Origin of the sequence: Bacteroides sp. 41_26 (assembly GCF_949740115.1) — a bacterium.
Classification (GTDB): Bacteria; Bacteroidota; Bacteroidia; order Bacteroidales; family Bacteroidaceae; genus Bacteroides; species Bacteroides nordii.
Map to the genome: position 1 here is coordinate 59,919 of NZ_CATJGZ010000064.1, position 20,249 is coordinate 80,167.

16 protein-coding genes are annotated in these 20,249 nt (G+C 41.4%); 3 read left to right on the plus strand and 13 right to left on the minus strand.

Annotated features, from left to right (window positions below; translation table 11 throughout):
- Positions 1–39: 39 nt before the first annotated feature.
- The 6 genes from QX565_RS08140 to QX565_RS08165 all read right to left on the minus strand — a co-directional run bounded on the left by QX565_RS08140 (position 40) and on the right by QX565_RS08165 (position 6,276).
- A complete protein-coding gene (locus tag QX565_RS08140) occupies positions 40–720 on the minus strand; it encodes a zinc metallopeptidase (protein ID WP_002560899.1) in 681 nt (226 codons plus the stop codon).
- Between the two features lie 125 nt (positions 721–845).
- Entirely contained in the window at positions 846–2,117 is a 1,272-nt protein-coding gene (locus QX565_RS08145; RefSeq protein WP_002560898.1) for an adenylosuccinate synthase, read from the minus strand.
- The gene (locus tag QX565_RS08150) at positions 2,114–2,602 is read right to left on the minus strand and encodes a Fur family transcriptional regulator (RefSeq protein ID WP_002560897.1); all 489 of its coding nucleotides are present in this window, start codon (positions 2,600–2,602) and stop codon (positions 2,114–2,116) included. The genes QX565_RS08145 and QX565_RS08150 overlap by 4 nt, the downstream gene beginning before the upstream one ends.
- 303 nt (positions 2,603–2,905) lie before the next feature.
- Positions 2,906–3,565 (minus strand): DNA alkylation repair protein, encoded by a 660-nt coding sequence (locus QX565_RS08155; protein WP_221651479.1) that lies wholly within the window; start codon positions 3,563–3,565, stop codon positions 2,906–2,908.
- Positions 3,566–3,570: 5 nt separating this feature from the next.
- The gene (locus tag QX565_RS08160; RefSeq protein WP_221651480.1) at positions 3,571–5,622 is read right to left on the minus strand and encodes a dipeptidyl-peptidase 3 family protein; all 2,052 of its coding nucleotides are present in this window, start codon (positions 5,620–5,622) and stop codon (positions 3,571–3,573) included.
- A 186-nt stretch (positions 5,623–5,808) separates the two neighbouring features.
- Positions 5,809–6,276, minus strand: coding sequence for a helix-turn-helix domain-containing protein (locus tag QX565_RS08165; protein WP_221651481.1), 468 nt, complete (start codon positions 6,274–6,276; stop codon positions 5,809–5,811).
- Between the two features lie 291 nt (positions 6,277–6,567).
- On the opposite strand from QX565_RS08165, the gene recQ reads away from it, so the two are divergent.
- Positions 6,568–8,373 carry a DNA helicase RecQ gene (gene recQ / locus QX565_RS08170; protein WP_289292388.1) on the plus strand — a complete coding sequence of 602 codons (1,806 nt, stop codon included), beginning with the start codon at positions 6,568–6,570 and terminating at the stop codon, positions 8,371–8,373.
- 10 nt (positions 8,374–8,383) lie between these two features.
- On the opposite strand, the gene QX565_RS08175 is transcribed toward recQ, so the two are convergent.
- Both QX565_RS08175 and cysK read right to left on the minus strand, forming a co-directional pair.
- Entirely contained in the window at positions 8,384–9,202 is an 819-nt protein-coding gene (locus QX565_RS08175) for a tetratricopeptide repeat protein (protein ID WP_289292389.1), read from the minus strand.
- 124 nt (positions 9,203–9,326) lie between these two features.
- Positions 9,327–10,277: a cysteine synthase A gene (gene cysK, locus QX565_RS08180; protein WP_221651483.1), complete on the minus strand. Its 951-nt coding sequence runs from the start codon at positions 10,275–10,277 to the stop codon at positions 9,327–9,329.
- A gap of 88 nt (positions 10,278–10,365) precedes the next feature.
- Between cysK and QX565_RS08185 the strand changes: the two genes are divergently transcribed.
- Both QX565_RS08185 and QX565_RS08190 read left to right on the plus strand, forming a co-directional pair.
- Positions 10,366–12,198 (plus strand): LTA synthase family protein, encoded by a 1,833-nt coding sequence (locus QX565_RS08185; protein ID WP_289292392.1) that lies wholly within the window; start codon positions 10,366–10,368, stop codon positions 12,196–12,198.
- Positions 12,199–12,249: 51 nt separating this feature from the next.
- Positions 12,250–12,915 carry a phosphatase PAP2 family protein gene (locus QX565_RS08190; RefSeq protein ID WP_025868106.1) on the plus strand — a complete coding sequence of 222 codons (666 nt, stop codon included), beginning with the start codon at positions 12,250–12,252 and terminating at the stop codon, positions 12,913–12,915.
- Positions 12,916–13,315: 400 nt separating this feature from the next.
- Here the strand turns inward: QX565_RS08190 and leuB are convergent, their stop codons facing one another.
- The 5 genes from leuB to QX565_RS08215 form a co-directional block, all read right to left on the minus strand.
- Entirely contained in the window at positions 13,316–14,377 is a 1,062-nt protein-coding gene (leuB, locus tag QX565_RS08195) for a 3-isopropylmalate dehydrogenase (protein ID WP_002560888.1), read from the minus strand.
- 147 nt (positions 14,378–14,524) lie between these two features.
- The gene (locus tag QX565_RS08200; RefSeq protein ID WP_221651486.1) at positions 14,525–16,057 is read right to left on the minus strand and encodes a hydroxymethylglutaryl-CoA lyase-like TIM-barrel protein; all 1,533 of its coding nucleotides are present in this window, start codon (positions 16,055–16,057) and stop codon (positions 14,525–14,527) included.
- 54 nt (positions 16,058–16,111) lie between these two features.
- Entirely contained in the window at positions 16,112–16,702 is a 591-nt protein-coding gene (gene leuD / locus QX565_RS08205; RefSeq protein ID WP_221651487.1) for a 3-isopropylmalate dehydratase small subunit, read from the minus strand.
- Positions 16,703–16,780: 78 nt separating this feature from the next.
- Positions 16,781–18,172, minus strand: coding sequence for a 3-isopropylmalate dehydratase large subunit (gene leuC / locus QX565_RS08210; protein ID WP_221651488.1), 1,392 nt, complete (start codon positions 18,170–18,172; stop codon positions 16,781–16,783).
- A 42-nt stretch (positions 18,173–18,214) separates the two neighbouring features.
- Positions 18,215–19,711, minus strand: coding sequence for a 2-isopropylmalate synthase (locus tag QX565_RS08215; RefSeq protein ID WP_221651489.1), 1,497 nt, complete (start codon positions 19,709–19,711; stop codon positions 18,215–18,217).
- Between the last annotated feature and the right edge of the window lie 538 nt (positions 19,712–20,249).

A 20,249-nucleotide genomic window follows, 5' to 3' on the forward strand; every position in this document is an offset into this window, starting at 1 on the left:
GTGCTCTCTGTGTCCTCTGTGGTGAACAACAGAAGCAGCTTAATCTCTTCTGCCGAGGAATATCATAATATAATAAATCAACGTAGCCAAAGAACTGAGTGCAGCTACCACATACGTATAAGCAGCCGAACGAAGCGCATCCTCTGCCTGTGCATGATTACGCGAATTCGTGATGCCCGAAGCGCTCAACCATACCAGTGCACGCTTACTTGCATTGATCTCCACCGGAAGAGTGACAAAACTGAACAGAGTTGTCATAGCAAACAGGATAATACCTGCCAGCAACAACTGAGGGAACGAATTCAACAACAAGATACCTGCCAGCAACAACCAGGTCATCCATTGAGAAGCAAAGCTCACTACAGGAACCAGTTTGCTACGCATCGTCAGCGGAGCATAAGCCTGCGCATGCTGAAGAGCGTGTCCGCATTCATGAGCAGCTACGGCAGCAGCCATAATACTGTTACTTTCATATACACCTTCACTCAGGTTCACTGTCTTATTGGCAGGATTATAGTGGTCAGTCAATTGTCCGGGAGTATGAGTCACCTTGACGTCATAGATTCCATTATCATTCAACATCTTAATAGCCACGTCGCGTCCTGTCATTCCATTTCCGGTAGGTATCTTAGAATATTTCTTGAACTTGTTCTGCAAGTTCATCTGTACCAACCAGCTTACTACGGCAATTCCGATAAATAATACCCAATACGATATCATATACTTTCTTTAATTAAAATGAATACTACAAACATCTGTACAAATAGCTTGCCAAAAATAAAGGGAAACTTTGTATATCACAATAGTTTCCCTCCTGTTTTATGAAGAATTATCTAAAAATGCGTTTATTCTTCCGTATATCTTTCAATAGTCTGTTCTCTGTCCGGACCTACTGAAACAATCTTAATCTCTACATCCAACTGTTCTTCAAGGAAAGAGAGATAAGCATTGAATTCTTCGGGGAATTCATCTTCACTCTGCATCTTCGTCATGTCAACCTGCCATCCCGGAAGTTCGGCATATACAGGCTCTACATTTTCATTGATATCATAAGGGAAATAATCTATCTCCTCACCATTCACTTTATAAGCAACGCAAGCCTTGATCGTCTCAAATGTATCAAGTACGTCACTCTTCATCATAATGAGCTTAGTAACTCCGTTGATCATTACAGAATATTTCAACGCTACCAGGTCAATCCATCCGCAACGGCGTTTACGACCCGTCACCGAACCAAACTCATGTCCTAATGTACAGATCTTATCGCCTGTTTCATCAAACAACTCGGTAGGGAACGGACCTGAACCAACACGTGTACAATAAGCCTTGAAGATACCATATACCTCACCAATACGGTTAGGAGCTACTCCCAAACCGGTACAAGCACCGGCACAAACTGTATTTGAAGAAGTTACAAACGGATAAGAACCGAAGTCGATATCAAGCATTGTTCCCTGTGCACCTTCACAAAGAACGCTCTTACCCGATCTCAGCAAGTTGTTTACTTCATGTTCACTGTCTACCAGATGGAACTGCTTCAGGTATTCAATACCTTCCATCCATGCTTTTTCAATCTCTGTCAGATCATATGTATAATTCAGTCCTTTCAGGATTTGTTCGTGGCGAGCTTTGGCAGCAGCATATTTCTGGTCGAAATTATCAAGGATATCACCTACACGAACACCGTTACGGCTCACCTTATCAGTATAAGTCGGGCCGATACCTTTTCCGGTAGTACCTACTTTAGCATCCCCCTTAGCAGCTTCATAAGCGGCATCGAGAATACGGTGTGTAGGCAAAATGAGATGCGCTTTCTTTGAAATGTGCAGTCTGTCTTTTAAGTTGTGTCCCGATGCTTCAAGTGATTCAGCCTCTGCTTTAAACAAAGCCGGATCCAACACAACACCATTGCCGATGATATTTACCTTATCTCCCTGAAAAATACCGGAAGGAATGGAACGGAGCACATATTTTTGTCCTTCGAACTCAAGTGTATGACCGGCATTCGGGCCACCTTGGAAACGTGCTACCACGTCGTATCTCGGAGTTAATACGTCGACTACTTTACCTTTACCTTCATCGCCCCATTGTAATCCTAATAGTACATCTACTTTCATCTTTCTTTTTTATTGTTGTTACTTACTTTTTTCCGTTTATTGGCACGGTCACACTTACTGCAAACCCCATAAATATACAAGGAGTAATGTGAAAGCTGAAACCGGCTTAACCTGGTATTCTCAATAGCATTTTGCAGCGCTTCATTCTGAAACTCTGTAACTTTGCCACATTGCGTGCAAATCTGGTGATGATGCGTCTCGCGATTGTATGATTTCTCGTATTGGGAAGAAGTTCCGAACTGATGCTTGATAATCAGCCGGGCATTAATAAGCAGAATGATGGTATTATAAAGTGTCGCACGACTTACACGAAAATTCTCCTGGTTCATCATCTGCGAATAGAGCATATCTATGTCAAAATGTCCATCTATGGAATATATAGTGTCAAGTATGGCATAACGTTCGGGGGTCTTACGATGCCCGTTCGCATTAAGATATTCTGTAAATATCTGTCTTACCGTATCTTTTACGTTCTGAGTTTCCATATCGGCACGAAATTAGCGCCAACAAAGTTAAGCCTTTTTTGCGGAAAGCAAAAATAATATGAGAAATAATGTACCAATTAATAATGTGTCAATGTGCTAATATGCCAATATGCCAATTAATAATGTGCCAATATGATAATATGCCAATATGCCAATTAAAGAATGCGTCAATGTGTCAATGTACCAATTAAATAATGTGCCAATATGCCAATAAAATAATATGCCAATATACCCATATACTGTGCTATCATGCTGCACAGTAATTGGTACATTGGCACATTAGCATATTGGCACATTATTTAATTATTCTGCCTCTTCCGCCACCACATTGTATAATACTTGCTCAGCCTCTACAGTAGAGTCTTTCATACTTTCTACCATGCGACATACCTGGAAAGCATGCTCCTCGCTATGTTGCATATATTTGCGGATAGCAAGCAAAGCGGCATTGCGTACGTGATAAGTACCGGATAGCACTGCACAAATTGCCTGATCAAGAAACTCCCCTGCCGGACGTTCGGCCATATCTCCCTTCTTCATTAATAAACGGGCAATGGTAAGAAAGCCACAAACCTGTGCATACTCTTCTTCCGAAGCTATCCAATGGAAAGACTTGGCAGGAGCATAAGGCAGATTTTGAAAAAGGTTCATACAGGTAAGTTCTGCCACTTCGATATTCGGCATATTCTCTACCCAGATATCGGCTATCTCCGGAAAGAAAGTATCTACCGGCTGTAAGATGCCTGCCAGAATTTTACATTCACGAATATCCTCTTTCCACAATGCCTGCGCCAGATCATGATTCTTTTCATAGGCAGCAGCAATACTTTTGATGCGGGGCAATTCCACCCCGAAATTGAGCTTATAATTCAGCCCCTTCTCACGCATACTTTGAGACACAACCCCGTTCATAGAGAGCCGGAGCTGTGTCTTTATATCTTTTAATTGTTCTTTTATATCCATTCAGATCAGTTATTTATAGAAGGCAACGGAGAGTAATCTTTACTATAACGTAACATTTGCTCTGCATAACCTTCATCATATGATACCTTCACATCAGTAATCGTTCCGTTTGCATCAGTAACTGCCTCATATTTAGGATTAACAAACCCTTTATATGGAGCCAGATTCAGTTTCTTATAGCGTTCAAGAACTTCGGCATGAAGCACAGGATCTACCTTCACTGCATAATCTTCAACCAATGCACGGGCAGCAGCAAAGTCACCGGTAGATTTAATACGCTGTATCTCAGCAAGCAATTCACCGAAAAGCTGGCGTACCTTCTCATAGTCGTTCACAACAACATATGTTTTCCCGTCCTTCTTCACCAGTTCTACTACCTTATCGGCAGCCCCTTTCTCAAACACCCATCGGGCAATGAGCTGTCTGTTACGCATATGTGCCTCTTCCACCGTATTGCCCGGCTGAATACGCACGAGTTGGGTCATCAGACCATTCATCAGATACGTATAGTATTGTGCTTTATAGGCCTCGTCACTGGAAAGTAGACCAAGCTCAACCAACTTCGGATCAGCCACATAATATAAACCGAACAAATCGGCACGTGCTTCTTCAATAGTGGAGCCATAAGCTTTTAATGCATCAGGATCTACTCCCGGAAGCAACTTACCCGAACCATGTCCAAGACATTCATGCAAGTCAGTATGTAATTCGTCTGTCAGATCAGAATACTGATCAATCAGTTCCCGTTCGGCATCACTATACACAAACTCCTCATTAAAACCATTGCCATGGGCAGCCTTATTATAAGCATCGGTAATATTGCCAATAGTCACAGACTTTGAACCATGATGAGCACGAATCCAGTTAGCATTCGGCAGGTTGATACCAATGGCTGTTGCAGGATAAAGATCCCCCGCCAAAATAGCAGCAGTAATAACCTTTGCTGATACCCCCTTCACTTCACTCTTTTTAAACTGTGCCTCCACCGGAGAGTGATCCTCAAACCATTGCGCATTACTACTGATAATTTCAGTACGCTGTGTAGCCACCAGATCTTTAAAGTTAACCAAAGACTCCCAGCTCGCCTTCATTCCAAGCGGATCACCATAACTTTCTGTGAACCCATTTACCACATCGATACGGGAATTCAGATCCTTCACCCATAAAATGGCATATTCATCAAAGGTCTTTAAATCACCGGTCTCATAAAATTCAATCAGCTTGCTGATAGCAGCTTTCTGAGCATCATCTTCGGCTACCCCTTCAGCTTTCTTCAACCAATAGACAATCTTTTCAAGTGCCTGCGTATAAAGTCCGCCTACTTTCCACACTTTCTCCTGAATCTTACCATTCTCCTTTACCAAACGGCTATTCAAACCATAAGAAACCGGAGTCTCATCTTTCGGATCTTTCATCTTAGCGTAGAACGCTTCAGCTTCAGCCTGGGTCACTCCATCATAATAGTTGCAGGCAGAAGTCAACACAAGATCTTCCCCATCAGCCTGATTGACCCGTTTGGGCATAATAGTGGGATCAAAAATCACCGGAAAGATCTCTTCGCACAGCTGCTCTGCAGTTTGCCCTTCAGCCAACGGAAGCAGTGCCGGATCTACATCCAACACAGCCTGTTTGAGAAAATCCTGAGAGAATCCGGGTACGAACTTCTCAGACCCGTAATGATGATGAATACCGTTAGAGAACCACACCCGTTTAAGGTAAGTCTCCATATTCTTAAAATCGATACTATTTTTATCACCTTTATAATTAGTATATATAACTTCAAGCATCCGGCGGATACGAAGATTATATTTCCCATTCTGATCAAAAAGGATGTCTCGTCCTTCAAGAGCAGCCTCAGTAAGATAATAAACTAATTCTTTCTGTTTAAGCGACAGGTCCTCAAATCCCGGAACCCGGTAACGCAATATCTGTAAATCGGCAAATTGTTCCACTGTATAATCAAATTTATCTGCCTGGGCAGTTGTTTTTTTAGTCCCGCTACACCCCGTCAACAAAACAGCAGCAGTAGCAACTGAAATAATAAGATGATTTTTCATAAGTAGTATATAAGAGTTATAAGTTATAAAGTTATGAGTTATAGAGTTATGGAATATGAGTTATGCGAACTATCAATTCATAATTCATAAATCCCTCACCCCATCTTCTAAAAACATGAAAAGGAAGTATCCCGAAACTTTTCGTCCGGAATATTTCCTTTTTTATTCAACTAAAGAAATACGTGATTACTTTTTGCTATTCTCAACGTGTTCTTTACGGTAGCCATTAGGAGTCTTGCCTACATTCTTGTAGAAAGCAGCATAGAAAGATTGACGATTGGCAAAACCAACCATTGCACTGATTTCTTCTACATTCTTATCGGCATATCTCTTATCAGTCAAAAGATGAAGAGCATCCTTCACTCTATATTCATTCAAAAGGCAAGAATAATTCTGTCCGAAACGAGAATTAACGACTGCGGATAAATAACGCGTATTCGTCTTCAACTCTTTGGCCAGATCTTTTGCTGAATAATCCGGGTCTCTGTACTTCTTTTGAACGACAACGATATTCAAAATCTTGTCATACAACTCATCTGCTAGTTCCGGTCTTATTAAAGAACGGTAAGCAGCTTTTTTCTCCTTCTTCTCCCTCAGATTGTAAGGGCGCTTTTTAGGAGCCTCTTCCTGTTTTTTGTTTTCTAAATCACTCATTGAATTAACTGGTTAGGGTTTGTTTTTAATTATTGCTACAATGCAGTAACATTATTATGTTACAAATTTCATACATTATTTTCACATACACAAATTTTGCGTATATATTTTTTATAGCAAAGTAGTTAAAAACGTCAAAATAGGGGAGAAGAAACGCCATAATAAGAAACTTTAACTTTTTAGCATTCCGTTTTCGTCCACGGAGAGAGTTTATTTCCCCCATCTTGTAGATACGTATTATGATAGATAAAAGAAAATAGTACCTTTGCAAAAAGTCTCAATATACGAACCATGATCCAAACGCTGAAAACCTACTTTGGTTATGAAAGTTTCCGCCCTTTACAAGAAGAAATTATCCGGAATCTGCTGAACCGGAAAGACGGTCTGGTATTAATGCCCACCGGAGGTGGAAAATCCATCTGCTACCAACTCCCGGCTGTGCTTTGCGAAGGAACTGCTGTAGTTGTGTCACCACTCATATCACTAATGAAAGATCAGGTAGAAGCACTCCGCGCCAACGGAATAGCTGCCGGAGCCTTGAACAGTAGCAATAATGAAACTGAGAATGCCAATCTGCGCCGTGCCTGTATAGAAGGAAAGCTAAAACTCTTATATATATCTCCCGAAAAACTGATCACAGAAGCAGACTACCTGTTACGTGATATGAACCTTTCTCTCTTTGCCATTGACGAAGCACACTGCATTTCACAATGGGGACATGATTTCCGTCCGGAATACGCTCAAATGGGAATATTACACCAGATGTTTCCCCAGATACCCATCATCGCACTGACGGCAACAGCGGATAAAATTACCCGTGAAGATATCATCCGCCAACTACATCTGACCGACCCGAAAGTATTCATTTCTTCTTTCGACCGGCCTAATCTCAGCCTCACTGTAAAGCGTGGTTATCAGCAAAAAGAAAAGAGTAAAGCGATACTGGAATTTATTGACCGCCACGCTGGCGAAAGCGGTATTATCTACTGCATGAGTCGCAGTAAAACGGAAACTGTAGCACAGATGTTACAAAAACACGGAATACACTGTGGAGTCTATCACGCCGGGCTTTCAGCATATCAGCGAGACAATACACAAGACGATTTTATCAATGACCGCATCCAGGTAGTATGTGCCACAATCGCCTTCGGAATGGGTATTGACAAGTCAAATGTCCGTTGGGTGATTCATTATAATCTTCCCAAAAGTATCGAGAGCTTTTATCAGGAAATAGGTCGTGCAGGAAGAGACGGAATGCCAAGCGATACAGTCTTATTCTATTCGTTAGGGGATTTAATTCTACTGACAAAGTTTGCCACCGAAAGTAACCAGCAAACCATCAATCTTGAGAAGCTGCAACGTATGCAGCAATATGCCGAAGCAGACATTTGCCGCAGGCGTATCTTACTAAGTTATTTCGGAGAAAAATCGGAGAAAGATTGTGGTAATTGTGATGTTTGCAGAAACCCTCCGGAACGTTTTGACGGAACTATTATCGTACAAAAAGCATTAAGTGCAATTGCGCGTACCGGGCAGCAAATAGGTACAAGCATGTTAATTGACATTTTACGCGGATCTTTCTCTGCTGAATTAACAGAAAAAGGATATGATAAACTAAAAACTTTTGGAGTCGGAAGAGATATTCCGGCACGCGACTGGCAGGATTATTTGTTACAAATGTTGCAAATAGGGTACTTTGAAATTGCATACAATGAAAATAATCACTTAAAAGTTACGGAAATCGGAAATGACGTACTATTTGGACGTCAAAAAGCGAAATTAGTGATTATAAAACGAGACGAAAACGAAAATCGGAAAGGAAAGAAAAAGAAGATAATTATCAATAAAGAACTACCTTTAGAAGCACCTTCTACAGAAAATGAAAACTTGTTTGAAGCCCTGCGAAGAGTTCGTAAACAATTGGCAGACCAGGAAGCAATACCTGCCTATATTGTATTATCAGACAAAGTTTTGCACTTGCTCAGTATTTCCCGCCCCATGACAATTGAAGAGTTTGGAAATATCAGCGGCATCGGTAAGTTCAAGAAGAAGAAATACGGTAAAGAATTTGTAGAAGTAATACGTCAGTTCGGGTAGAGAGCTCTTACTATTTACATTGTTTCAACCTCTCATAGAGATCGGATTGCGGTACTCCAAGTGAAATCGCCTTTTCAAAATCTGTTTTGGCAAGACCTTTTTTCTTTTGAAGCAGATAGATATCCCCCCGAAGTAAATAAGCATCAATCAACGATGGCGATAAGCGGATAGCTTGTTCAAGATCAACAAGAGCCAATTCTACATGTTCCATTTCACGTTCTACATCGGCACGCGCTACATAAAGAGTCGCATCATCCGGATTCTCAACCAGCAATTTATTGATTACCTCAAGCGCCTCACGAAATTTTCCCTCTTTCTGTTCAAGAGTAGCCAACCCAAGGCGTCCACTATAGCTCTTCGGGTCAATTTCCAGCAAGCGGTCATAATCCGCACGAGCAGCTTTATAATCACGTCTGATCGTATAAATATAGGCACGCATCAACAAAGCTTCCTTATTCACTTTGTCGGCATCAAGAGCCTCACAATAATCCAGATAAGCACGATCCGTCATTCCCTTTTCCATATAAAGAGCGGCACGATCCAGCAAAATAGGGACAGCAGTAGGAGCGATATTTAGTGCATAAGTATACGACTGAAGTGCATCATCATAGCGTCCTAAACGTTTCTGTACCAACCCTAAATTAGAAAATAGCAAAGCATTATGAGGATTAGAGGGTTCGAGTTTCATTGCCAGAACAAGCAACTCTTCTGCCTGGACAAGACTATCTTTCTCGATACAATCAATTGCCTGTTCCGACAATTCACTATAAGTTTGTGCCGAAAGCGATAAAGAGAAAAAGAGAAGAAAAAGGATAAATATAGATTTCATCTTAAATAGTGGTTAGTGAGTAGTGATAAGTGATTAGTGAGTAGTGAATAGTGAGTAGCGATGAGATAGTGAACGGCGAGACCCGCATGGCACTTATCACTAATCACTACTCACTCATCACTATTTATTCAAGCGGATAAGCATCAAATGCAAACAGTTCCGTCGACAAATAGCGTTCACCGGTATCGGGTAACAATGCCACAATCATCTTTCCGGCAAATTCTGGGCGCTCTGCCAGCTTTCGTGCCGCATAAACAGCTGCTCCCGAAGATATTCCTGCCAGCAATCCTTCCGTAGCCGCCAATTCACGCCCGGTACGTATTGCTTCATCATCAGGTACTCCCATTACCTCATCTACAACGGAAGCATCATAAATCTTCGGAATAAAATTAGCGCCAATACCTTGTATCCGATGAGGAGCTGCTTCTCCACCTGCCAACACCGGAGAGGCGGCAGGCTCAACAGCCAGTACATAAACATCCGGATTGTGCTTCTTCAATGCACGGGCCACTCCACATACAGTTCCACCTGTACCTACACCAGCCACAAAAGCAGCTATCTGACCATCTGTATCTTCCCAAATTTCCTCACCTGTAGTACGCTGGTGCACTGCCGCATTAGACTGGTTCTCGAACTGTTGAAGTATCACCGAACCGGAAATAGTAGTTTTCAGCTCCTGTGCTTTTGCAATAGAACCTGCCATTCCTTTCAGACCGTCTGTCAGTACAATCTGTGCTCCCAGAGCTTTTAGCAGATTTCTACGTTCCAGACTCATCGTTTCGGGCATAGTCAATATTAAATGATATCCCTTAATAGTAGCTACCATCGCCAGACCTACACCGGTATTTCCGCTTGTAGGTTCTATTATCGTTGCTCCCGGTTTAAGGATTCCACGCTCTTCAGCATCTTCAATCATCGAAAGTGCTACACGGTCTTTCACACTTCCACCCGGATTGAATGCCTCCAGTTTTGCTACAATATTACCAGCCAAACCTTGTTTTGAACTATAGCCAGACAGTTCCATCAAGGGTGTATGTCCTATCAAACCGATCAGATTCTTTGCTATTTTTTTCATAATTACCACTGTTTTACGTCAGTTAATGCACAAAGATAAAGAAAAGTATAGTACCTTTGCCTGCGTTCAATCTTTTTAAGTATATAGTATGAAAAGAAGACTTATACAATTCGTTACTACCTATTTCCTTTTTGTATTTATATTTATCCTGCAAAAGCCTGTGTTTATGGCTTATTATCACACCTTATATAATAAGGTCTCATGGACAGAATGGTTCAGCGTGATGTGGCATGGGCTTCCGCTCGACTTTTCGATGGCAGGATATCTGACTGTAATCCCTGGATTACTGCTGATTGCATCTGCCTGGACTAATTCCAAAAAACTACAACAGATACGCCGCATCTATATCATAATAGTATCCATATTACTCTCCTGCATATTTATAAGCGATCTTGGATTGTATGGTTATTGGGGATTCCGGCTTGACACCACACCGTTGTTCTATTTCTTCTCTTCGCCCAAAGACGCACTGGCCAGTGTCAGTATCTGGGTAGTATTGGGAGGTATATTGGGCATGGTAGTTTACGCAATGCTCCTCTATTTCTTATTATCTTTCATATTGAACAACGCCAAACGCCCCTTGAAGATACCTTTTCGCCGGGTAAGTGTATCCGGCGTTCTGTTATTGGCCACTGCCCTATTGTTTATACCCATACGCGGAGGATTCAGTGTTGCAACCATGAACCTCGGAAAAGTTTTTTTCAGCGCCAATCAAAAACTGAATCACGCAGCCATCAATCCTTGTTTTAGCTTGATGGACTCTTTCTCCCGGCAAATTGCTTTTGATAAACAATATCGTTTTCTGCCAGCCGAAGAAGCAGACCACCTGTTCGCAGAACTGACAGATAAACCTGTTACAGATTCGATCCCGCAATTATTTAACACCGAACATCCCAATATCATCATGATAGTGCTCGAGAGCTTCTCTTCTCACTTAATGGAAACTCTCGGTGGAGAGCCGGGTATAGCAGTCAACATGGACAAGTTTGCCAATGAAGGAGTTTTGTTCACCCATTTCTATGCCAATAGCTTCCGCACCGACCGGGGACTGGTATCCATCATCAGTGGCTATCCGGCGCAGCCTACCACCAGTATCATGAAGTATACACGCAAAACACAAAGTCTGCCCTCTATTCCTGCCAGTCTGAAAAAAGCAGGATACGACCTGCAATATTATTACGGGGGAGATGCCGACTTCACCAATATGCGTTCATTCCTTGTTTCTACTGGTATTGAAGATATTATCTCCGAAGATGATTTTCCTGTATCCGAACGTCTCAGTAAATGGGGTGCCCATGACCACATCGTATTCAACCGGATGATAACCGATCTGAAAACCAAACCACAAAAAGAGCCGTTCTTCAAAATATTGCAAACATCCAGTAGCCACGAACCATTTGAAGTGCCTTACAGCAAGCTATCCAACGCCAGACTAAACGCATTTGCCTATACGGATAGTTGTACCGGAGATTTCGTTCGTCAGCTCAAAGAAACTCCGTTTTGGAAGAACACCGTAGTAATTCTTGTACCAGATCATTTGGGAGTCTATCCGGAGGATATTAACAACCTCTCACCTGCCCGCTACACTATTCCGTTGATCCTCACCGGAGGTGCAGTCAAGGAACCCAGACAAATAACGACTTACGGTTCTCAGATAGATATCGCTGCTACTTTATTGGCACAATTAGGATTACCACACGACGAATTCACTTTCAGCAAGAACATGTTGAACCCAGGTTCTCCTCATTTTGCATTCTTCACATTCCCAAATGCATTCGGAATGGTAACGCCCGATAACGCAGTTGTATTTGATTGCGAATCAAACTCTGTTGTACTGGATGAAGGTACCCACAAAGGTGAAAATCTGGATAAGGGAAAAACATACTTACAAAAGCTATATGATGACATTGCAAAAAGATAAGTTGTTCTATTCTCCCCTACCGACTCTAAATTTGAATTAATATTAAACAATATGACATACGGACTATTACAATCACTTGTTGAAGCAGACCAGAATTTATTACTTTATCTTAATGGATTTCACAATACATTCGGAGATTATTTCATGCCCGTTTTCACCGGAAAGTGGATATGGGTACCCATGTACGCAAGTATACTATATGTATTACTTAAAAATTTCAACTGGAAAGTCGTTCTATTCTGCCTCATAGGCATCGCGCTGACTATCACTTTCGCCGATCAGGTTTGTGCAACCGTCATTCGTCCCATCGTAGAACGTCCCCGCCCTTCTAACCCTGCCAGTCCCATTGCAGACCTCGTACATATCGTCAACGGAAGACGTGGAGGTGGCTTCGGTTTTCCCTCTTGCCATGCTTCCAACTCTTTTGGTTTAGCGTTCTTTCTGGTGTTCCTGTTCCGCAAACGCTGGCTCAGTATTTTCATTTGTACATGGGCAGCCGTTAATTGCTACACACGTATCTATCTGGGATTGCATTATCCGGGAGATTTAGTGGTAGGAATGTTAGTAGGATTAGGTGGAGCTATGTTGATGTACTATCTGCTCACAAGAGTTACCAAAGAAGATTTCAGAAAAGCACGTCAAACACAAGTTATCATTTATACAGGATTACTTACGGTGATAGGTATACTGATCTACTCGACTATACAAGTGATATAATAAGAGGCAGAAAAAAGAGGTAGACAGTGTTTCTGTCAAGAGCAGATTTATTGATTCTTAACGAAGCAAGTTCTGTTTTTCGTCTTGCCGTATGTTGCATCGCAACACAATGGCATTTGCATCGCAACATAGTATGTAATCTAACGCAACACGGCATGTGATTCACCGTAACATACCTTCTTATTTTGGCTAATATACCTTCTGACCGGTAATAAATACCCTATTCAGAAGCTTTATATAGGATATAGACACAAAAAAGGAGAAAGCGATAAACTTTCTCCTTCAAGTGTAATCTAACTGAATATATTTTATGATTACAATGACAAAGATACAATTTTCAAAGGCTAAAGTCAAGCTTTAGGCCCTTTTTATTTTTGTATCGAAGTTCTTTTACTGATCATCAGCTCTTCTTAATATAATCAACCACCCATTTACCAACTTCTTTGGTTCCATACTTTTCACCACCTTCTACCTGAATCTCCGGAGTACGTACCTTTTCGTCCAGTGATGCATCTACTGCTTTGCGAATCAACGCTCCTTCTTCTTTACAGTCAAAATACTCAAACAGCATAGCTACCGACAGAATTTGCGCCAGCGGATTAGCAATATTCAATCCCTTTGCCTGCGGCCACGAACCATGAATAGGCTCAAATACCGGAGTACTTTCGCCGGTTGAAGCAGAAGGGAGCAATCCCATAGAACCACTTATAACCGAACCTTCATCCGTGAGGATATCGCCAAAAGTATTTTCAGTCACCATCACATCAAAGAACTTCGGCTCCTGAATCATTTTCATTGCTGCATTATCCACAAACATATAGTCAGTGGTTACCTCAGGATAAGCAGGCGCCATTTCTTGTGCTATCTGACGCCATAAACGACTGGATGCAAGAACATTCGCCTTATCTACCACCGTAAGATGCTTGCGGCGTTTCATTGCATACTCAAAAGCCACCTTCAGTATACGCTCTATCTCCGGACGAGTATACATATTCGTATCATAGGCTTTGTCATTATCCTGATACTTCTCACCAAAATACATACCTCCTGTCAGCTCACGAATACAAAGGAAATCAGCTCCTTCTACCAGTTCTGCACGAAGAGGAGACTTATGAACCAGGCATTTAAAAGTCTGTACCGGACGGATATTGGCAAAAAGTCCCAGCTTCTTACGCATAGCCAACAGTCCCTGCTCCGGACGAACTTTAGCTGTAGGATCATTATCAAACTTCGGATCACCTACGGCTGAAAAAAGTACAGCGTCTGCTTCCTTACATACCCGATAAGTTTCTTCCGGAAAGGGATCCCCCACTTTATCGATTGCATCTGCGCCACAAATGGCGTATTCGTAATTTACTTTATGTCCGAACTTCTCGCAAACGGCACTCATTACCTCTACCCCCTGTACAGAGATTTCGGGCCCAATACCGTCACCTGCTAATACTGCAATTTTAAAATCCATGTTAATTAGTGATTTAACGATTAGTGATTAGTGATCAATGATTAGTGATAAGTGATAAGTGATTAGTGATTAGTACCATTTGGTATGATAGCGCAGCCTGCTAATCACTTATCACTTCTCACTAATCACTAAAATTAATCACTATTATTAATATTCTTCTATTATATTCAGCATCTTAATAGTCGCCTTGATAGCCGCTTCTGTCTGGTCGGCATCCAAACCACGGGTACGAAACACTTTCTCACCAAAACTCCAGGTGATAACAGTCTGTACAAAAGCGTCAGTACGCCCACCGGGAGGAATACTTACTGCATAATTGATCAGCATTGGAAATTTCCGTCCCAGCGTCACCTTATAGATTTTGCGTAAAGCACGCACAAAGGCATCATACTGACCATCACCCGACGAACTTTCCTCATGAATCTGCCCGTCTATCTCAACACTCAACGTAGCCATCGGTTTTAACCCATGCGCCAGCGTCACAAAATAGCTTTTCAGTTTTACTTTATTATTCATACCGTCGTGTTTCAAGACATCAGAGATGATATATGGAAGATCTTCCTGTGTGACAAGTTCTTTCTTGTCTCCTAATTCGATGATGCGCTCAGTCACTTTCCGCATAGACTCTTCATCCAACTCTAAGCCAAGACTTTCAAGATTTTTACGGATATTCGCTTTACCCGAAGTCTTTCCGAGAGCATACTCACGGATCCGGCCAAATCGTTCGGGCAAAAGATCATTACAATAAAGATTACTCTTATTATCTCCGTCAGCATGTACCCCGGCCACCTGCGTAAATACATTTTCACCTACAATCGGTTTATTGGCAGGTATCACAATACCCGAATAAGATTCTACTACCCGACTTACATCGTTTAAACGACTTTCATCGATATTGGTAATAGCATTAAAATGATCTTTCAAGATAGCCTGCACACTTGCCAAAGGTGCATTACCTGCACGTTCACCCAATCCATTAATTGTTGTATGAAGTCCTTTAACTCCACTTAGTACAGCTGCAAGTACATTGCTCACTGCCAGATCATAGTCGTTATGCGCATGAAAATCAAAGTGTGTATCAGGGTAGCGCTTCTTCATCTTCCGCATAAATTCAATGACTTGCAACGGATTCAATACCCCCAATGTATCAGGCAGCATAAAACGCTTAATACTTGTCTCTTTCAATGCATCGACAATCTGAAATACATATTCGGGTGAATCCTTCATACCATTGCTCCAATCTTCCAGATATACATTGACTTCAATATCCAGTTCATTGGCATAATTCACTACAGCAAGTATATCTTCGATATGTTCCTCCGGTGTCTTTTTCAACTGATACATACAGTGTTTCAAAGATCCCTTACACAACAAATTGATAACGCGGCATCCGGTAGCATGTATCCAATCCAGTGAAGTACGACCGTCAACGAAACCCAGCACCTCCACTTTCTGTAACAGATTTCTCCGCGCTGCCCAGTCGCAAATCATCTTTACCGCATCGAATTCTCCTTCAGACACACGTGCCGAAGCTATTTCTACACGGTCCACCTTCAGCTCTTCCAACAGCAGTCGGGCAATCATTAGTTTTTCATGAGGCACAAAAGATACTCCACTGGTTTGTTCACCATCGCGGAGAGTAGTGTCCATGATTTCTATTTTGGGATGATTATTTTTCATCGTTATTTAATATTGTTGTTATCATTTTTATGGCACACGGACAACGGAATTAATTCATTTTCTTTCCCACGCCTCTATCTTATCCTTATTCGTCAACAAAAAATCAATATCGTCCAATCCATTCATCAGACAATGTTTTTTATATGCATTAATCTCGAAGTGTTCACTCTTTCCGGTAGCTTTATTAGTAATAGTCTGTTCCGGCAAATTTACTTCCACCTCTGTTTTAGGATTTTTAAAGATAGAATCAAACAATTCCGCCAGAAACTCCTCTGTCACCACTACAGGCAATACAAAATTATTCAACTCATTATTCTTATGAATATCAGCAAAGAAGCTACTTACCACTACACGGAAGCCATATCCGGCTATTGCCCATGCAGCATGTTCGCGGCTAGAGCCCGAACCAAAGTTCTTTCCTGCTACCAATATCTGCCCTCCATAAATAGGATTGTTCAACACAAAGTCTTTATTTAATGAACCATCCGGATGGTAGCGCCAGTCACGGAAGAGATTATCGCCAAAAAACTTTTCTTCACGGGTAGTAGCTTTCAGAAAACGTGCCGGAATAATCTGGTCTGTATCCACATTTTCTAAAGGAAGAGGTACACATGTACTTGTTATGATATTGAATTTTGCTTTCATCTGTTTATTTACAATTTATTTCCTACGGTCATAAATATTATTTAATCTTTATCACATAGGTACGTTTACGATTTACAATTAAAGTTCTCTCGGATCTGTTATCACTCCTGTCACAGCTGCCGCAGCAGCTACGAGAGGACTTGCCAACAACGTACGCGCTCCCGGTCCCTGACGTCCTTCAAAATTCCGGTTACTTGTAGAAACTGAATACTTACCAGCAGGAACCTTATCATCATTCATTGCCAGACAAGCTGAACATCCCGGCTGACGGATCGCAAATCCGGCTTCTTCCAATATTTTATCCAATCCTTCTTCCCGAATTTGTGCATCTACCATCCAAGACCCTGGTACCAGCCATGCTATTACATGTTCCGCCTTTTTCCTGCCCTTTACTAGAGAAGCAAATGCACGGAAGTCCTCAATACGTCCATTGGTACATGCACCTAAGAATACATAATCAATCTTCTTACCCAGTAACGGTTCACCCGGTTTAAATCCCATATAATCCAAAGATTTAATAAAAGAAGTTTTAGTCGTTTCATTCATTCCTTCCGTAGTCGGAATAGACTGTGTGATACCCATACCCATACCGGGATTTGTCCCATAAGTGATCATCGGCTCTATATCGGCTGCATCAAAACGTACTTCTTTATCAAAAACAGCATCAGCATCACTTTTCAGTGTTTTCCAGTACTCCATTGCTTTGTCCCATTCTTCTCCTTTCGGAGCATTTTCACGTCCTTTGATATATTCAAAGGTCACTTCATCCGGAGCTACCATACCGCCACGTGCTCCCATCTCAATAGAGAGATTACACAACGTCAGTCGGCCTTCCATACTCAAACTGCGAACGGCTTCACCTGCATATTCTACAAAATATCCGGTAGCACCACTGGTTGTCATTTTAGACATCATATAGAGTGCAATATCTTTCGCAGTCACTCCCTTGCCTAATTTTCCATCCACAGTAATACGCATCGTCTTGGGACGAGACTGCAATACACATTGCGAAGCAAGTACCATCTCTACCTCACTTGTTCCGATACCAAAAGCAATCGCTCCCATCGCACCATGGGTAGAAGTGTGTGAATCACCGCAAACAATAGTCATTCCAGGTAAAGTTAATCCACGTTCGGGACCCACTACGTGGATAATACCGTTCCTTTTATCCATCATACCGAAGTGAGTTAACCCGAAATCTTTCGCATTCTTCGTCAAAGTATCCACTTGTGTTTTTGATATTGGATCTTCAATGGGTTTGTCCTGATCATGCGTCGGTGTATTATGATCGGGCATGCAATATATTTTTTCCGGACGGAAACATTTTATTCCACGTTCACGCAGTCCGGCAAAAGCCTGCGGACTCGTTACTTCATGACAGTACAGTCTGTCGATATAGAGCTGAGTGGGACCATCTTCTACTGTGGTAACCACATGTGCATCCCAGATTTTATCAAATAATGTATTCATCTGTTTATTTACTATTTAGCGATTTACAATTTACGATTGAAATTACTTGGTGAATTTGTTAATACAGTCAATATAAGCTTCTACTGAAGCGGCAATAATATCCGTATTTGCTCCAAATCCGTAATACATCTGATTATCATATTCTACCTGCATATGCACTTTACCTACATCATCGCTACCTTTGCTAATGGCTTGAATAGTAAATTCTTTCAGTGTCATATGACGATCTATAATTCGTTTCAATGCTTTGATAGCTGCATCAACAGGACCATTACCACTAGCAGCTGCCTCAAATTTCTCTCCGGAAATGTTCAGACCCAGACTGGCAACCGATCGTACACCGACCCCACTTGTCACCTGAAGATATTCCAGTTTAATACGGTGATTCTCACTACGATCTGCCCCTGCCAATACTAGAATATCATCATCATGAATATCTTTCTTACGGTCAGCAAGTTTCAAAAATTCCTCATATACCTTATCCAATTTTTCCTGATCAAGCGTCACACCCAACATAGAAAGACGATTTTTCAAAGCAGCGCGTCCACTGCGTGCAGTCAATACGATGGAGTTATCATCAATACCCACATCCTTAGGATCAATAATTTCATAGGTTTGTACATTCTTCAGTACGCCATCCTGATGTATTCCCGACGAATGTGCAAAAGCATTACGTCCCACGATAGCCTTATTAGGTTGTACCGGCATATTCATCAAACTAGATACCATGCGGCTGGTGGGATATATTTTCTGTGTACTAATGTTGGTTTCTATCTCGATTTCATGATGGCTTTTGATAATCATTGCTATTTCTTCAAGTGCCGTATTACCTGCACGTTCGCCAATACCATTAATGGTCACCTCTACCTGGCGTGCACCATTCAGCACCCCAGCCATTGTATTAGCAGTAGCCATACCTAAATCATTATGACAGTGTGTAGAGATTATTGCATTTTCAATGCCAGAAACATGATCTACCAGATATTTAATTTTCGCTCCATATTCCGAAGGAAGGCAATATCCTGTTGTATCAGGAATATTCACTACAGTAGCACCAGCTTTAATAACCGCTTCTACCACCCGTGCCAGATATTCATTATCCGTACGTCCTGCATCTTCTGCATAGAACTCCACATCGTCTACAAAACGACGCGCATATTTAACAGCAGCTACTGCACGTTCGATTATTTCTTCACGGTTAGAATTGAATTTATATTTAATATGTGAATCAGATGTACCAATTCCCGTATGAATGCGTTTACGCTTAGCAAATTTCAATGCATCTACTGCTACATCAATATCTTTCTGAACCGCACGTGTCAACGCACAAATCGTAGGCCATGTCACGGCTTTAGATATTTCAATTACCGAATTAAAATCCCCTGGACTGGAAATAGGGAATCCGGCTTCAATCACATCTACTCCCAGTGTCTCCAGTGCTTTCGCTACCTGAATCTTTTCCACTGTATTCAATTGACATCCCGGAACCTGTTCACCATCACGAAGGGTGGTGTCGAAAATAAATAATCTGTCACTCATCTTTTATTGTTTTTAATCTGATTATACACTATTAAAAAAGCCTTTCGCACCAGGAAGTGAGAAAGGCTTTCGTATATTTTCATTATACACATTTACGCGCAACACTCACTTCCCCCGACCTTTGCCAGCAGAATAATAATACCACACAGTAGAATATGTATAAATGATTGATTCATCTTAGTTATCTCTTTTGTTATTTAACGGTGCAAAGGTAGATATTATTTCTTTCCCACCAAATAAAACGTTACTTTTTTATTCAAAAAAATATCATTCTATAAGATATAGACAGTTTTAACAACAAATATATAACAGAAAATCAGAAATAAAGCGTAAATCACACAAATCATTCTTTCACCACAGAGTTTCACAGAGGAACACAGAGTATTAATTATCCTGCATAAACAGAATAAATAAGAATACGGCTTATTCCTCTCTGTGAAACTCTGTGTTCCTCTGTGAAACTCTGTGGTGAATACCAATAACGAAAAATCCCCCTTCCATCAATCATCTTGACGAAAGGGGGATTCAAAAAACGGCG

Excerpts from the sequence above, each read along its gene's own strand:
- QX565_RS08165 (WP_221651481.1), bottom strand. The coding sequence starts at position 6,276 with ATGAGTGATTTAGAAAACAAAAAACAGGAAGAGGCTCCTAAAAAGCGC.
- QX565_RS08185 (WP_289292392.1), top strand. The coding sequence starts at position 10,366 with ATGAAAAGAAGACTTATACAATTCGTTACTACCTATTTCCTTTTTGTA.
- recQ (WP_289292388.1), top strand. The coding sequence starts at position 6,568 with ATGATCCAAACGCTGAAAACCTACTTTGGTTATGAAAGTTTCCGCCCT.
- QX565_RS08155 (WP_221651479.1), bottom strand. The coding sequence starts at position 3,565 with ATGGATATAAAAGAACAATTAAAAGATATAAAGACACAGCTCCGGCTC.
- QX565_RS08140 (WP_002560899.1), bottom strand. The coding sequence starts at position 720 with ATGATATCGTATTGGGTATTATTTATCGGAATTGCCGTAGTAAGCTGG.
- QX565_RS08175 (WP_289292389.1), bottom strand. The coding sequence starts at position 9,202 with ATGAAATCTATATTTATCCTTTTTCTTCTCTTTTTCTCTTTATCGCTT.
- QX565_RS08160 (WP_221651480.1), bottom strand. The coding sequence starts at position 5,622 with ATGAAAAATCATCTTATTATTTCAGTTGCTACTGCTGCTGTTTTGTTG.
- QX565_RS08150 (WP_002560897.1), bottom strand. The coding sequence starts at position 2,602 with ATGGAAACTCAGAACGTAAAAGATACGGTAAGACAGATATTTACAGAA.
- leuB (WP_002560888.1), bottom strand. The coding sequence starts at position 14,377 with ATGGATTTTAAAATTGCAGTATTAGCAGGTGACGGTATTGGGCCCGAA.
- cysK (WP_221651483.1), bottom strand. The coding sequence starts at position 10,277 with ATGAAAAAAATAGCAAAGAATCTGATCGGTTTGATAGGACATACACCC.
- QX565_RS08200 (WP_221651486.1), bottom strand. The coding sequence starts at position 16,057 with ATGAAAAATAATCATCCCAAAATAGAAATCATGGACACTACTCTCCGC.
- QX565_RS08215 (WP_221651489.1), bottom strand. The coding sequence starts at position 19,711 with ATGAGTGACAGATTATTTATTTTCGACACCACCCTTCGTGATGGTGAA.
- QX565_RS08190 (WP_025868106.1), top strand. The coding sequence starts at position 12,250 with ATGACATACGGACTATTACAATCACTTGTTGAAGCAGACCAGAATTTA.
- leuD (WP_221651487.1), bottom strand. The coding sequence starts at position 16,702 with ATGAAAGCAAAATTCAATATCATAACAAGTACATGTGTACCTCTTCCT.
- QX565_RS08145 (WP_002560898.1), bottom strand. The coding sequence starts at position 2,117 with ATGAAAGTAGATGTACTATTAGGATTACAATGGGGCGATGAAGGTAAA.
- leuC (WP_221651488.1), bottom strand. The coding sequence starts at position 18,172 with ATGAATACATTATTTGATAAAATCTGGGATGCACATGTGGTTACCACA.